The sequence below is a fragment of the Streptomyces asoensis genome (assembly GCF_016860545.1).
GTDB lineage: Bacteria > Actinomycetota > Actinomycetes > Streptomycetales > Streptomycetaceae > Streptomyces > Streptomyces asoensis.
This window is the reverse complement of record NZ_BNEB01000005.1, coordinates 1,450,119-1,463,710: the sequence shown is the minus strand read 5'-3', so window position 1 is coordinate 1,463,710 and position 13,592 is coordinate 1,450,119. Positions and strand designations below refer to the sequence as shown.

Below are 13,592 nucleotides of genomic sequence, written 5' to 3'. Positions count from 1 at the left end.
ACCCGGCCCCCGACCGACGGGACCACGGCCGGGTGCTCGCCCCGCTCCGCGCCGCCGAACGCGAGCACTTCACGGGCATGTTGATCCGGATTTCCGGTACGGACGGCTGACGGCGGATAACGTTCTGTCATGACCGCAGCTTTCCCCCTCGCCCCCGCGCGCAGCGCCCTGATCCTCGTCGATCTGATGGACCGCATCGTCGCGCTGCCCCTGGAACCCCGCAAAGGCACCGAAGTGCTCACCGCGGCCGAGGAGTTGGCGTCGGCCTTCCGGTCGGCGGGCGCGCTCGTCGTCCTGGTCCGCGTCGAGCGTCCCGGCGTCGCCGAACAACCGCCCGGCAGCGCGCTGGTGCAAGGGCTCCGGCGGGACGGCGATGTGGAGATCGTCAAGCGGACGATCGGCGCCTTCCAGGGAACGGGGCTGGACGACCTGCTGCGGGAACGCGGGGTGACGACGCTCGTCCTCGCCGGCATCGCCACCAACCTCGGTGTCGAGTCCACCGCCCGGGCGGCCGGGGACCTCGGGTACGACCTCGTCTTCGTCGAGGACGCGATGTCCGCTCTCACCGGCGCCGAGCACGAGGCGTCGGTGAAGCTGGACTTCCCCCGGCTGGGCACCGTGACGCGTACGGCCGACGTGCGCTTCACGAGCGGCTGAGGCGCCACCGGGGCGGGACGGGTCGAGGCGGGGCCCTCGCGGCGCAGGGGGCGCTCCCCGCCGTTCGCGGCCCCGCCGCCGTGCCGCGGGGAGCCGGGTCAGCCCTGGGCGGCCGCGGTCCGCAGGGTGATCCGGTCCTCGCCCGCGTACACGTTCATGGAGCTGCCCCGCAGGAAGCCCACCAGGGTCAGTCCGGTCTCGGCGGCCAGGTCCACGGCCAGGGAGGAGGGCGCCGAGACGGCCGCGAGCACCGGGATGCCCGCCATCACGGCCTTCTGGGCCAGCTCGAACGAGGCCCGGCCCGACACCATCAGGATCGTCCGCGACAGGGGCAGGTCGCCGTTCTGAAGCGCACGGCCGACCAGCTTGTCGACCGCGTTGTGCCGGCCCACGTCCTCGCGCGCGTCCAGCAGTTCGCCCTCCTCGGAGAACAGGGCGGCCGCGTGGAGCCCGCCGGTCCGGTCGAAGACCCGCTGGGCCTCACGCAGCCGGTCCGGCAGGCTCGTGAGGAGCGCGGGCGCTATCCGGAGCGGGGGAGTGTCGGCGATGGGCCAGCGGGTGGCCGTCCGGACCGCGTCCAGGCTCGCCTTGCCGCAGAGCCCGCACGACGACGTCGTGTAGACGTTGCGCTCCAGGGTGATGTCGGGGATCTTCACGCCGGGCGCCGTGCGGACGTCCACCACGTTGTACGTGTTGGCGCCGCCGTCACCCGTCGCCCCCGCGCAGTAGACGATGTTCAGCAGGTCCGACGCGCAGGCGAGCACGCCCTCGCTGACCAGGAAGCCCGCGGCCAGCGCGAAGTCGTCACCCGGCGTGCGCATGGTGATGGCGAGCGGCTTGCCGTCGAGCCGGATCTCCAGCGGCTCCTCGGCGACCAGGGTGTCCGGCCGCGCGGAGACCGCTCCGTCCCTGATCCGGATCACTTTGCGTCGTTCGGTGACTCGTCCCATGTCGTGATCAGCCCCGGTTCTGTACGTGCTGGTAGCCGAAGCGGCCCTTGATGCAGAGGTTCCCGTGGGTCACCGGGTTGTCGCGCGGTGAGGTGACCTTCACGATCTCATTGTCCTGCACATGGAGTGTGAGGTTGCAGCCCACCCCGCAGTACGCGCACACGGTGGTGGTCCGGGTCTGCGCCGACTCGTCCCGGTTCCCGGCCGCCCGCCGGTCGTACTCGGACCGGAACGACAGCGCTCCGGTCGGGCACACCTCGAGTTCGGTGGCCGCGTAGACCACGCAGCCGACGGCCCGTTCGGGCGCGAGCACCGCACTGACCGCGCCGTCCGGGTCCACGCTCGTGACCCGCAGACCGTCGTAGGGGCCGCCGTGCCGGTGGAAGTACCACCAGGGGATGCCGTTCTGGGCGGCGACCACCGCCGTGGAGCCGTGCAGCAGCGGCTCGATCAGCGGCCCGCACGCCGCGTACGCGTGGGCCTTGAGGACCGGGCCGGCAGGCCGGGCGCACCGGTGGATCCGACCGTTCGGCGCAGCCTGGATACCGTTCACCGCATACGGTCGACCCGGCTCCTTTCCAACACCCGCACCGGTTCCTACCGTTCAGGACTCATGAGTCCCCCTGTCGCACCGGCCGACTGGAGCCGCTGGCTCGTCCCCCCGGCCGCCCTCTCGGTCCACCTCTCCATCGGCCAGGCCTACGCGTGGTCCGTGTTCAAGCCCCCGCTGGAATCCGCCCTGGGCCTCAGCGGCACCCAGAGCGCGCTGCCCTTCCAGCTCGCCATCGTGATGCTGGGCCTGTCCGCCGCGTTCGGCGGCACGCTCGTCGAGCGCAACGGGCCACGCTGGGCGATGACCGTCGCCCTGGTCTGCTTCACGTCCGGGTTCCTGATCTCCGCGCTCGGCGCCGCCACCGAGCAGTACTGGCTGATCGTCCTCGGCTACGGCTTCGTCGGCGGGACGGGCCTCGGAATCGGCTACATCTCGCCGGTCTCCACGCTGATCAAGTGGTTCCCCGACCGCCCCGGCATGGCCACCGGCATCGCCATCATGGGCTTCGGCGGCGGCGCCCTCATCGCCTCGCCCTGGTCCGCGCAGATGCTGGAGTCGTTCGGCTCCGACAGCTCCGGCATCGCCCTCGCCTTCCTCGTGCACGGACTCTCGTACGCCGTGTTCATGACGCTGGGCGTGCTGCTGGTCCGGGTGCCCCGCGGTGCGGGAACGGCGACGAGCGGATCGCCGGTCGGGCAGGGGGTGCAGGTGTCGGCGAGAACTGCGGTGCGCACCCCGCAGTTCTGGTGCCTGTGGGTCGTGCTCTGCATGAACGTCACCGCGGGCATCGGCATCCTGGAGAAGGCCGCCCCGATGATCAAGGACTTCTTCGCCGACACCTCGACCCCGGTCTCGGTGTCCGCCGCCGCCGGGTTCGTCGCCCTGCTGTCCGCCGCGAACATGGCCGGCCGGATCGGCTGGTCCTCGACCTCGGACCTGATCGGACGCAAGAACATCTACCGGGTCTACCTGGGCGTCGGCGCCCTGATGTACGCCCTCATCGCGCTGATCGGCGACTCGTCGAAACCCCTGTTCGTCCTGTGCGCGCTGGTGATCCTCTCCTTCTACGGCGGCGGTTTCGCGACGGTCCCCGCCTATCTGAAGGACCTGTTCGGGACCTACCAGGTCGGCGCGATCCACGGGCGGCTGCTCACCGCCTGGTCCACCGCCGGCGTGCTCGGCCCGCTCATCGTGAACTGGATCGCCGACCGCCAGGAGGAGGCGGGCAAGCACGGCTCGTCGTTGTACACCCTGTCCCTGTTCATCATGATCGGGCTGCTGGCCGTCGGCTTCGTCGCCAACGAACTCGTCCGGCCCGTCCACGCCCGTCACCACGTCCCCGCCCAGAGGGAGGCCACCGATGCCGAACGACAGCAGCCCGAGTCCGCGGCCTGACCGGCGGCCGCTGATCGCCCTCGCCTGGCTGTGGGTGGGCGCCCCGCTCGCCTACGGACTGTACGAACTGGTGCGGAAGGCGACGCAGCTGTTCACCGGGTAGCGGTGCCCGTGGGGCGGGTGTGCGGCGGGTACGTGTTCGGCGGTTGCCCGTGCGTCCGAGGGCTATGGGGAAGCCGACAACCAGGGGGCCCGATTCCTGTCGCTTCACGCGCCCTCGTACCCGTGAGTCACTGATCAGACTGGTGGATCCCGCTACCCAAGGCAACGAGGGGACCCCCCAGATGAACGGCTCGCGCATCGCCGCCGTCGGCCACTACCAGCCCGCCAAGGTGCTCACCAACGAGGATCTGGCGGGCCTGGTCGACACCAGTGACGAGTGGATCAGGAGCCGGGTGGGCATCCGTACCCGCCACATCGCGGGCCCCGACGAGCCCGTGGACGAGCTGGCCGCGCACGCCGCCGCCAAGGCGCTCGCGGCGGCCGGGCTCACCCCGGGCGACATCGACCTCGTGCTGGTCGCCACCTCCACGGCCGTGGACCGCTCGCCGAACATGGCCGCCCGGGTCTCCGCCCGGCTGGGGATCCCGGGACCGGCGGCGATGGACGTCAACGTCGTCTGCGCCGGCTTCACCCACGCGCTGGCCACCGCGGACCACACCGTCCGCGCCGGCGCCGCCACCCGGGCCCTGGTCATCGGCGCCGACAAGATGTCGGAGGTGACCGACTGGAGCGACCGCACCACCTGTGTGCTCGTCGGCGACGGAGCGGGCGCCGCCGTGGTCGAGGCCTGTCCGGACGGGACCGGGCCCGGCATCTCGCCGGTGCTGTGGGGCTCACTGCCCGAGATGGGGCACGCGGTGCGCATCGAGGGACAGCCGGCCCGGTTCGCCCAGGAGGGGCAGAGCGTCTACCGCTGGGCCACCACCCAGCTGCCGCCGCTGGCGCGCAAGGCCTGCGAGCGGGCGGGCCTCGGCCCCGAGGACCTCGCCGCCGTCGTCCTGCACCAGGCGAACCTGCGCATCATCGAACCCCTCGCGCAGAAGATCGGCGCCGTCAACGCGGTGGTCGCGCGGGACGTCACCGAATCGGGCAACACCTCCGCCGCCAGCATCCCGCTCGCCTTCTCCAAGCTCGTCGAGCGCGGCGAGATCTCCACCGGGGATCCGGTCCTGCTGTTCGGTTTCGGCGGCAACCTGTCCTACGCCGGTCAGGTCGTCCGCTGCCCGTGAGCGGGAGGCGAGCACCGGGATCGTCCCCCCGAGGCCGGTGCGCGCGGCATAGTGTGACGCGATCGACCGCGCCCGGCCCTGGCTCCTGTGCGCCGTAGACTGTAGACGAAAGACAATCGATACCCGGCTGCGGACCACCGGCACCGGCCGCGGCCGGTCCACCGGCCACGGCGGCCGGGTACGTCGATCGCCACGTGGCCCTCCGGCCACGGTCGACCGGTGTTGCCCAGGAGGGGGACCGACCGATGTTGTCGCCAGGACTGCCGCAGGGTGCGGTGCCCAGACTCGAACGGCCCGGCCCGCTGCGCGACCGCGTCTACGAGGCGCTGCTCGAACTCATCACCACCCGCGCCCTCCAGCCCGGCCAGCACCTCGTCGAGAGCGAGCTGGCCGGCCACCTCGGGGTGTCGCGGCAACCGGTGCGCGAGGCGCTGCAACGGCTCAACACCGAGGGCTGGGTGGACCTCAGGCCCGCCCAGGGCGCCTTCGTGCACGAGCCGACCGAGGACGAGGCGGACCAGCTCCTCACCGTGCGCACGCTGCTGGAGGCGGAGGCCGCCCGGCTCGCGGCGGCGCACGCCGACCGGGCGGGCGTCGAGGCGCTGGAGGAGATCCTCGAACAGGGACTGCTGGCCGTGGCGGGCGACGACGTGGACGCGGCGGTCGCCCTCAACGCCCGCTTCCACACGAAGGTCATCGAACTCGCGGGCAACGCCGTACTGGCCGAACTCGCCGCCCAGGTCGACCGCCGGGTGCGCTGGTACTACACACCGGTCGCCCGGCAGCGCGGCCAGCAGTCCTGGATCGAGCACCGCGACCTGATCGCCGCGATCGCCGCCCGCGACGAGCAGCTGGCCACCCGGCTGATGCGCGAGCACACCGAGCACACCCGGCGCTCCTACCTCGACCGCCCCAAACCCTGACTCCGGCGCTCCCGCCCGACTCCGCGGAGCCTGCGGCCCGTTCGCCCGCCGCGGTCCGCCGGCCCCTCCGCGCGACACCCTTTGTCCTGTGAGTGGGAAAAGCCGACGGTAATCCGCGCACTCCTTCTTCCCAGGTGCGGCAGGCACTGCTACGTTCCCTTCGAAAGCCCGACACTGGCGGCCGGACCGAGGCGGGGAGGGGTTCGTGAGGCGCATGACGGCACGACCCGCGAACGCCCATCAGGCCCGTCTGCTCAGGCTGTTGCGGGACGGCGGCCCCAACTCCCGTGCCCAGCTGGGCGACCGGATCGACCTGTCACGGTCCAAACTGGCCGTCGAGGTGGACCGGCTCCTGGACACGCGACTGGTCGTGGCCGACGGACTCGCCGCCTCGCGCGGCGGACGCCGCTCGCACAACGTCCGGCTCAACCCGGACCTGCGCTTCCTCGGCGTCGACATCGGCGCGACCTCGGTGGACGTCGCCGTCACCAACGCCGAACTGGAGACCCTCGGACACCTCAACCAGCCCCTCGACGTACGTGAGGGGCCGGTCGCGGTCTTCGAGCAAGTCCTGTCCATGGCCGCGAAGCTGAGGGCGACGGGACTCGCCGAGGGCTTCGACGGCGCCGGCATCGGGGTACCCGGTCCGGTCCGTTTCCCCGAAGGCGTACCGGTCGCACCGCCGATCATGCCCGGCTGGGACGGCTTCCCCGTACGGGAGGCGCTCAGCCAGGAACTGGGCTGCCCGGTGATGGTCGACAACGACGTGAACCTCATGGCGATGGGGGAGCAGCACGCGGGAGTCGCCCGCACCGTCGGCGACTTCCTCTGCGTCAAGATCGGCACCGGTATCGGCTGCGGCATCGTCGTGGGCGGCCAGGTCTACCGCGGCACGACCGGCAGCGCGGGCGACATCGGGCACATCCAGGCCGTGCCCGACGGCCGTCCGTGCGCCTGCGGCAACCGCGGTTGCCTGGAGGCCTACTTCAGCGGCGCCGCCCTGGCCCGTGACGCCGTGGACGCCGCCCAGCAGGGACTCTCGGCCGAACTCGCGGCACGGCTGGCCATGAACGGCGGCCTCACGGCCGTCGACGTCGCCGCCGCGGCCGCCGCGGGGGACGCCACCTCCCTGGAGATGATCAGGGAGGGCGGCAACCGCGTCGGCCAGGTCATCGCCGCACTCGTCTCCTTCTTCAACCCCGGCCTGGTGGTGATCGGCGGCGGGGTGACCGGCCTCGGTCACACCCTGCTCGCCGCGATCCGCACCCAGGTGTACCGCCAGTCACTGCCGCTCGCCACGGGCAACCTGCCCATCGTGCTGGGTGAGCTGGGTCCCACCGCCGGCGTCATCGGCGCGGCCCGGCTGATCAGCGACCACCTGTTCTCACCCGCGTAAGCCCCACCCGCCGCACGCATCTCGTCCGCACGGAGTGCCGCCCCGCCCTGCCCGGGACCACCGTCCGTTCCGCTCCTCCTGCCCCGAGCTCGCCCTGACACCGGCCCGCCCGCCCGCCGAGGGGAACCCGCATGGCAACAGAACAGCCTCTTCTCAGCATGTCCGGCATCACCAAGTCGTTCCCCGGAGTCCGGGCGCTCGACGGCGTCGACCTCACGGTCCAGGCCGGTGAGGTGCACTGCCTGCTGGGCCAGAACGGCGCCGGGAAGTCCACGCTCATCAAGGTCCTCGCCGGCGCCCACCAGCCCGACGACGGTGCCATCCGCTGGCAGGGCGAACCGGTCACCCTGCGCTCCCCGATCGCCGCGATGCGCCTCGGCGTCGCCACCATCTACCAGGAACTCGACCTGGTGGAACACCTGTCGGTGGCCGAGAACGTCCACCTCGGCCATGAGCCCACGACCGCCGGATTCGTCGTCCGCGGCAAGGCGGCGCGGGCGGCGACGACGGCCCTGCTCGAACGGCTCGGGCACACCGAGATCGATCCCGCCCGGCTGGTGGGCGAGCTGTCGGCGGCGCAGCAGCAGATCGTCTCCATGGCGCGGGCCCTCTCGCACGACGTACGGCTCATCGTGATGGACGAACCCTCGGCCGCCCTCGACCCCGACGAGGTCGACAACCTGTTCCGCATCGTCGGCGACCTGACCGCCGACGGCGTGGCCGTCGTGTACATCTCGCACCGCCTGGAGGAGATCCGCTGCATCGGCGACCGCGTGACCGTGCTCAAGGACGGCCGCGCGGTGGCGGGCGGGCTGCCCGCGAAGACGACGCCCACCCGTGAGGTCGTCGCGCTGATGACGGGACGCAACGTCGAGTACGTCTTCCCCGAGCGGCGGCCCGCCGACGCGGGCGGCGGCGACGACGCGGTACCGGGCGGGGCGCCGCTGCTGGAGGTGCGCGGGCTCGCCCGGCAGGGCGAGTTCGCCCCGCTCGACCTGGCCGTGCGCCCCGGAGAGATCGTCGGACTCGCCGGACTGGTCGGCTCGGGACGCTCGGAGATCCTGGAGACGATCTACGGAGCGCGCAGGCCCAGCGCCGGCCATGTCCTCGTCGACGGAAGCCCGTTGCGACCCGGCAGCGTACGCGCGGCCGTGCGGGCAGGGCTGGGGCTCGCCCCCGAGGAACGCAAGGCGCAGGCCCTGCTGATGCTGGAGTCCGTCACCCGCAACGTCTCCGTGTCGTCCATGTCCCGCTTCTCCCGCGGCGGTTGGATCGACCGCCGCGCCGAACGCGAGGCCGCGCGGGCCGCGACGCGCGAACTCTCCCTGCGCCCCGACAACCCGGCCGTCCCCGTGCGCGCGCTCTCCGGCGGCAATCAGCAAAAGGCCGTCCTGGCCCGCTGGTTGCTGCGCGGCTGCCGGGTCCTGCTCCTCGACGAGCCGACCCGCGGCGTCGACGTCGGCGCCCGCGCCGAACTGTACGCGGTGGTCCGCCGGCTGGCCGACGAAGGCCTCGCCGTCCTGCTCGTCTCCAGCGAGGTCCCCGAGGTGCTCGGCCTCGCCGACCGCGTGCTCGTGCTCCGCGAGGGCCACGTCGTCCACACGGCGCCGGCCCGTGAACTGGACGAACACCGCGTCCTCGATCTCGTCATGGAAGGAAGCCCGGCGTCATGACGCAGCCCGTCTCCCCACCGCGGGACGGCACCGGCAAGGTGCCGCAGGTCCCGCTCCCCGCCTGGCGCGCCGCGATCGGCCGCGCCGACGTCCGCACCCTGTCCCTGCTCGGTGTGCTCGCCGTGCTGGTCCTGATCGGCGGGATCACCAAGCCGGACGAGTTCCTCGACACCCGCAACCTGCAACTCGTGCTCACCCAGGGCTCGGTGATCGGTGTCGTCACCGTCGGGATGACCTTCGTCATCACCTCCGGCGGCATCGACCTGTCCGTCGGGGCGATCGTCGCGCTGGCGTCCGTGTGGGCGACCACCGTCGCCACCCAGGACTACGGATTCCTGGGCATCCTCTTCACCGCGATGATCGTCGGGGTGGGCTGCGGCCTGGTCAACGGCCTGCTCATCGCCTACGGCGGGATGGTGCCCTTCATCGCGACCCTGGCCATGCTCGCCTCCGCTCGCGGCCTGGCCCTCCAGATCACCGACGGCCGCACGCAGATCGTGAGCGTGGAGAGCGTCCTCGACCTCGGCGAGCGGGACGCCTATGTGCTCGGGGTCCCGCCCCTCGTGATCGTCTTCGCGATCGTGACGGTCATCGGCTGGCTGGTGCTGAACCGCACCACCTTCGGCCGCCGCACGGTGGCCGTCGGCGGCAACGCGGAGGCCGCCCGGCTCGCCGGTATCGACGTGCGCCGCCAGCGGCTGTACCTCTACCTGCTGTCCGGCCTGTGCTGCGGCATCGCCGCCTTCCTGCTGATCATCCTCTCCGGCTCGGGCCAGAACACCAACGGCAACCTCTACGAACTCGACGCCATCGCGGCCGCGATCATCGGCGGCACCCTGCTCAGCGGGGGCCGCGGCACCATCACCGGCTCCGTGCTCGGCGTACTGATCTTCACCACGATCACCAACATCTTCGCCCTGAACAACTTGCAGAGCGACGTCCAGCAGATCGCCAAGGGCGCGATCATCGTCGCCGCCGTGCTGGTCCAGCGCCGTACCGCGAGCACGACCTGAGGAAAGGGTTCACCGCCATGCCAGAGCCGACACCTTTCGCACACCGCCTCACCAGTCGCAGAGGGATGCTCTTCGGGGCCGCCGTCTCCGCCGGCACTCTTCTCGTGGGTTGCACGAGCAATGAATCCAAGGACGAGGAGCCGGCCGCGAACGACCGGCCGGCCGCCGACGACAAGCCCGGCAAGCCGGTCACCATCGGCTTCGCCGGCCCGCAGGCCGACCACGGCTGGCTCAACGCCATCAACGACAACGCCAAGTCGCGGGCGAAGAAGTACTCCGACGTGACCCTGGAGATCACCGAGGGCTCCAACGACACCGCCCAGCAGATCGGCCAGATCGAGACCCTGATCAACAAGAAGGTCGACGTCCTGGTGGTGCTGCCCGCGGACGGCAAGGCCCTCACCCAGGTCGGCCTGAAGGCGATGCGGGCGGGCATCCCGGTCGTCAACCTCGACCGGATCTTCAACACCCCGCAGGCCTACCGGTGCTGGGTCGGCGGCGACAACTACGGCATGGGCCTCAACGCCGGGCACTACATCGGGGAGAAGCTCAAGGGGAAGTCCGACGCCCGCGTGATCGAGCTGGCAGGCCTGGACAACCTGGAGCTCACCAAGCAGCGCACTCAGGGCTTCGACGACGCCCTGAAGAACTACCCCAACATCAAGAAGGTCGCCCGGCAGGCCGCCGAGTTCACGGTCGAGTCGGGGCAGGCCAAGATGGCCCAACTCCTGCAAGCACAGCCCAAGTTCGACGCGCTGTGGAACCACGACGACGATCAGGGCGTGGGCGCCCTGCGCGCCATCGACCAGGCCGGACGCGACGACTTCCTGATGGTCGGCGGCGCGGGCGCGCTCGCCGCGTTCCAGGCGATCAAGCAGGACAGCGGGGTCCTGAAGGCCACCGTCCTGTATCCGCCGACCATGGCCGCCTCCGCCATCGACCTCGCCCGCGCCCTCGGCCAGGGCAAGGGGGTCGGCGGCCTCGCCGAGTTCGAGATCCCCGCGTCGATCACCCTCTACTCGGCGGTCGTCGACAAGACGAACGTCGACCAGTACATGTCCACGGGCTTCAAGTAGACGGGCCCGCGATCCGCATCCGCGAGCCGCGTCCGCGGCGGGGACCGCGAGCCGGGTCCGGGTCCGGGGTCGGCCCCCGGACCCGGACGCGGATCCGAGCTCGGGTCGCACCGGGTCGCACCGGGTCGGCAGCCCGAGCCGGACCCGGGCCGGGGCCTGGAGCCGGACCCGGACTGGAACCCGGTGCCGGATCCGAACCCGGTGCCGGACCGCTGTCTGCGGCCGGACTCGGGCCGGAGCCCAGGGTCGGACTCGGACCCGGCTCCGGGCCGGATCGGGACCGGAGTGCGGATCCGCGGCTCGGGCGGGCCGGCCGGAGCCGGGTTCCGGGCCGTCCCGCGGGCGGGGCTTCGGGGGCTGTGGGGCGGCCGGGGGCGCCCGGGCCGAGGACGGGGGGGGGGACGGGCCCGTGACGGGGTCGGGCGTCGTGCCATGACGACTAGGAGGACAACCGCATGGAACAGCCGCATCAGTCAGCGGGACCGGAGGCCGGCAAGCCGCCGCTCCGGGTGGGGATGGTCGGTTACGCCTTCATGGGTGCCGCCCACTCCCAGGGCTGGCGCACGGCGGGCCGGGTCTTCGACCTTCCCCGCCGCCCGGTCCTCGCCGTGCTCTGCGGACGCGACCCCTTTGCCGTGCGGTCGGCGGCGGACCGGCACGGCTGGGCGGCCACCGAGACGGACTGGCGTGCGCTGATCGCCCGGGACGACGTCGACCTCGTCGACATCTGCACCCCCGGCGACTCGCACGCCGAGATCGCCACCGCGGCCCTGGCCGCAGGCAAGCACGTGCTGTGCGAGAAGCCCCTCGCGAACAGCGTCGAAGAGGCGCTGGCGATGGCGGCAGCCGCCGAAGCGGCCTACGAGCGCGGTCAGTTGGCCATGGTGGGCTTCAACTACCGCCGTGTCCCGGCGACGGCCCTGGCCCGCAGGATGGTCGCCGACGGCAGGCTGGGCGCCCTGCGCCACGTCCGCGTGACCTACCTCCAGGACTGGCTCGTCGACCGGGAGTTCCCGCTGACCTGGCGGCTGCGCCGGGAGCTCGCCGGATCCGGCTCGCTCGGCGACCTGGGCGCACACATCGTCGACCTCGCACAGCACCTGTCGGGGGAGCGGCTCGCGGGCGTGTCGGCGCTCACCGAGACCTTCGTACGGCGGCGACCGCTGCCCGGTGGCCCGACCAGCGGCCTGAGCGCGGCCTCCGCCGGCGGCATCGGCACCGTCACGGTCGACGACGCCGCCCTGTTCACCGGCCGGTTCGCCTCCGGGGCGCTCGCCTCCTTCGAGGCGACCCGGTTCGCCACCGGCCGCAAGAACGCCCTGCGCCTCGAACTCAACGGCGAACGAGGCTCGTTGGCCTTCGACCTCGAACGCCTCAACGAACTCTGGTACCACGACGGCACCGAGCCCGGTACCCACGCCGGCTTCCGCCGCATCCTCGTCACCGAACCCGACCATCCGTACCTGGACGCCTGGTGGCCGCCGGGTCACGCCCTCGGCTACGAGCACACCTTCGTGCACCAGATCCGCGACCTGGTGCACGCGGTGGCCGAGGGCCGGGCCCCGCAGCCCTCCTTCGCCGACGGGCTCCAGGTGCAGCGGGTCCTCGCGGCGGTCGAGGAGAGCGCCGCCAAGAACTCCGTCTACACGCCGATCGCTGGCTGAAACCCCGAGGAGGGCCTGGAGCATGCCGCGTACGTTCACACTCTTCACCGGTCAGTGGGCCGACCTGCCCCTGGAGGAGGTCTGTCGCCTCGCCCGGGACTTCGGCTACGACGGATTGGAACTCGCCTGCTGGGGTGACCACTTCGAGGTCGACAAGGCGCTCGCCGATCCCGGATACGTGGAGTCCCGGCACCGGCTCCTCGACAAGTACGGCCTGAAGTGCTGGGCCGTCTCCAACCACCTGGTGGGCCAGGCCGTCTGCGACGCCGTCATCGACGAGCGGCACCGGGCCATCCTGCCCGCGCGCATCTGGGGCGACGGCGAGCCGGAGGGCGTCCGGCGGCGGGCCGCCGCCGAGATCGCCGACACCGCGCGGGCCGCGGCCGCCCTCGGCGTGGACACGGTGATCGGTTTCACCGGCTCCGCCATCTGGCACCTGGTCGCCATGTTCCCGCCCGCGTCCGAGGCGATGATCGACCGCGGCTACGAGGACTTCGCCGAACGCTGGAACCCGATCCTCGACGTCTTCGACGCGCAGGGCGTGCGGTTCGCGCACGAGGTCCACCCCAGCGAGATCGCCTACGACTACTGGACGACCGTACGCACCCTCGACGCGATCGGCCGGCGACCGGCCTTCGGCCTCAACTTCGACCCCAGCCACTTCGTCTGGCAGGACCTGGACCCGGTGGGCTTCCTCTACGACTTCCGGGACCGGATCTACCACGTGGACTGCAAGGAGGCCCGCAAGCGGCTGGACGGCCGCAACGGGCGGCTCGGCTCCCATCTGCCGTGGGGCGACCCGCGGCGCGGCTGGGACTTCGTCTCCGCCGGACACGGCGACGTGCCCTGGGAGGACGTCTTCCGCATGCTGCGCTCCATCGACTACCGGGGCCCGGTCTCCGTGGAATGGGAGGACGCCGGAATGGACCGCCTCCAAGGCGCGCCCGAGGCCCTCACCCGCCTGCGGGCCTACGACTTCGAGCCGCCGTCCGCCTCCTTCGACGCGGCGTTCGGCTCCGGGCCGACGTAGCCGGGCCGACCGACGACACGCGCCACCCCA

General features: G+C 72.0%; 13 protein-coding genes and 1 pseudogene. 11 read left to right on the top strand and 3 right to left on the bottom strand.

The genetic code is table 11. The features are described 5' to 3' along the window. Positions 1–129 precede the first annotated feature (129 nt). The gene (locus tag Saso_RS29410) at positions 130–657 is read left to right on the top strand and encodes an isochorismatase family protein (RefSeq protein WP_189925876.1); all 528 of its coding nucleotides are present in this window, start codon (positions 130–132) and stop codon (positions 655–657) included. Between the two features lie 98 nt (positions 658–755). Here the strand turns inward: Saso_RS29410 and fdhD are convergent, their stop codons facing one another. The 3 genes and pseudogenes from fdhD to Saso_RS38975 form a co-directional block, all read right to left on the bottom strand. Next, entirely contained in the window at positions 756–1,607 is an 852-nt protein-coding gene (gene fdhD / locus Saso_RS29405) for a formate dehydrogenase accessory sulfurtransferase FdhD (RefSeq protein ID WP_189925878.1), read from the bottom strand. Between the two features lie 7 nt (positions 1,608–1,614). After that, positions 1,615–1,770 carry a hypothetical protein gene (locus Saso_RS38980; RefSeq protein WP_307822356.1) on the bottom strand — a complete coding sequence of 52 codons (156 nt, stop codon included), beginning with the start codon at positions 1,768–1,770 and terminating at the stop codon, positions 1,615–1,617. A gap of 93 nt (positions 1,771–1,863) precedes the next feature. Continuing rightward, positions 1,864–2,094, bottom strand: a pseudogene (locus Saso_RS38975) (oxidoreductase); the annotation flags it as partial. Positions 2,095–2,220: 126 nt separating this feature from the next. On the opposite strand from Saso_RS38975, the gene Saso_RS29395 reads away from it, so the two are divergent. The 10 genes from Saso_RS29395 (at position 2,221) to Saso_RS29350 (ending at position 13,562) form a co-directional block, all read left to right on the top strand. Further along, a complete protein-coding gene (locus Saso_RS29395; protein WP_189925880.1) occupies positions 2,221–3,555 on the top strand; it encodes an OFA family MFS transporter in 1,335 nt (444 codons plus the stop codon). Further along, positions 3,521–3,658, top strand: coding sequence for an MFS transporter small subunit (locus tag Saso_RS29390; RefSeq protein WP_189925882.1), 138 nt, complete (start codon positions 3,521–3,523; stop codon positions 3,656–3,658). The genes Saso_RS29395 and Saso_RS29390 overlap by 35 nt, the downstream gene beginning before the upstream one ends. A 181-nt stretch (positions 3,659–3,839) precedes the next feature. Further along, the gene (locus Saso_RS29385) at positions 3,840–4,787 is read left to right on the top strand and encodes a beta-ketoacyl-ACP synthase III (RefSeq protein WP_189925884.1); all 948 of its coding nucleotides are present in this window, start codon (positions 3,840–3,842) and stop codon (positions 4,785–4,787) included. A 245-nt stretch (positions 4,788–5,032) separates the two neighbouring features. Then, the gene (locus tag Saso_RS29380; protein WP_189925886.1) at positions 5,033–5,710 is read left to right on the top strand and encodes a GntR family transcriptional regulator; all 678 of its coding nucleotides are present in this window, start codon (positions 5,033–5,035) and stop codon (positions 5,708–5,710) included. Between the two features lie 214 nt (positions 5,711–5,924). Continuing rightward, positions 5,925–7,106 carry an ROK family protein gene (locus Saso_RS29375; RefSeq protein ID WP_189925888.1) on the top strand — a complete coding sequence of 394 codons (1,182 nt, stop codon included), beginning with the start codon at positions 5,925–5,927 and terminating at the stop codon, positions 7,104–7,106. A 131-nt stretch (positions 7,107–7,237) separates the two neighbouring features. Continuing rightward, positions 7,238–8,779: a sugar ABC transporter ATP-binding protein gene (locus Saso_RS29370; RefSeq protein WP_189925890.1), complete on the top strand. Its 1,542-nt coding sequence runs from the start codon at positions 7,238–7,240 to the stop codon at positions 8,777–8,779. Beyond that, positions 8,776–9,792, top strand: a complete 1,017-nt coding sequence (locus tag Saso_RS29365; RefSeq protein WP_189925892.1) for an ABC transporter permease — start codon at positions 8,776–8,778, stop codon at positions 9,790–9,792. Before Saso_RS29370 ends, Saso_RS29365 begins: the two co-directional genes overlap by 4 nt. 17 nt (positions 9,793–9,809) lie before the next feature. Further along, positions 9,810–10,868 carry a substrate-binding domain-containing protein gene (locus tag Saso_RS29360; protein WP_189925894.1) on the top strand — a complete coding sequence of 353 codons (1,059 nt, stop codon included), beginning with the start codon at positions 9,810–9,812 and terminating at the stop codon, positions 10,866–10,868. A gap of 455 nt (positions 10,869–11,323) precedes the next feature. Further along, positions 11,324–12,532 (top strand): Gfo/Idh/MocA family protein, encoded by a 1,209-nt coding sequence (locus tag Saso_RS29355; RefSeq protein WP_189925896.1) that lies wholly within the window; start codon positions 11,324–11,326, stop codon positions 12,530–12,532. A 22-nt stretch (positions 12,533–12,554) separates the two neighbouring features. Continuing rightward, positions 12,555–13,562 carry a sugar phosphate isomerase/epimerase family protein gene (locus Saso_RS29350; protein WP_189925898.1) on the top strand — a complete coding sequence of 336 codons (1,008 nt, stop codon included), beginning with the start codon at positions 12,555–12,557 and terminating at the stop codon, positions 13,560–13,562. Positions 13,563–13,592 lie beyond the last annotated feature (30 nt).

What these genes read in the sequence shown, in the direction of transcription:
- Saso_RS29385 (WP_189925884.1), top strand. Translation starts at nt 3,840, where the DNA reads ATGAACGGCTCGCGCATCGCCGCCGTCGGCCACTACCAGCCCGCCAAG.
- Saso_RS29375 (WP_189925888.1), top strand. Translation starts at nt 5,925, where the DNA reads ATGACGGCACGACCCGCGAACGCCCATCAGGCCCGTCTGCTCAGGCTG.
- fdhD (WP_189925878.1), bottom strand. Translation starts at nt 1,607, where the DNA reads ATGGGACGAGTCACCGAACGACGCAAAGTGATCCGGATCAGGGACGGA.
- Saso_RS29410 (WP_189925876.1), top strand. Translation starts at nt 130, where the DNA reads ATGACCGCAGCTTTCCCCCTCGCCCCCGCGCGCAGCGCCCTGATCCTC.
- Saso_RS29390 (WP_189925882.1), top strand. Translation starts at nt 3,521, where the DNA reads ATGCCGAACGACAGCAGCCCGAGTCCGCGGCCTGACCGGCGGCCGCTG.
- Saso_RS29380 (WP_189925886.1), top strand. Translation starts at nt 5,033, where the DNA reads ATGTTGTCGCCAGGACTGCCGCAGGGTGCGGTGCCCAGACTCGAACGG.
- Saso_RS29365 (WP_189925892.1), top strand. Translation starts at nt 8,776, where the DNA reads ATGACGCAGCCCGTCTCCCCACCGCGGGACGGCACCGGCAAGGTGCCG.
- Saso_RS29355 (WP_189925896.1), top strand. Translation starts at nt 11,324, where the DNA reads ATGGAACAGCCGCATCAGTCAGCGGGACCGGAGGCCGGCAAGCCGCCG.
- Saso_RS29370 (WP_189925890.1), top strand. Translation starts at nt 7,238, where the DNA reads ATGGCAACAGAACAGCCTCTTCTCAGCATGTCCGGCATCACCAAGTCG.
- Saso_RS29395 (WP_189925880.1), top strand. Translation starts at nt 2,221, where the DNA reads ATGAGTCCCCCTGTCGCACCGGCCGACTGGAGCCGCTGGCTCGTCCCC.
- Saso_RS29350 (WP_189925898.1), top strand. Translation starts at nt 12,555, where the DNA reads ATGCCGCGTACGTTCACACTCTTCACCGGTCAGTGGGCCGACCTGCCC.
- Saso_RS29360 (WP_189925894.1), top strand. Translation starts at nt 9,810, where the DNA reads ATGCCAGAGCCGACACCTTTCGCACACCGCCTCACCAGTCGCAGAGGG.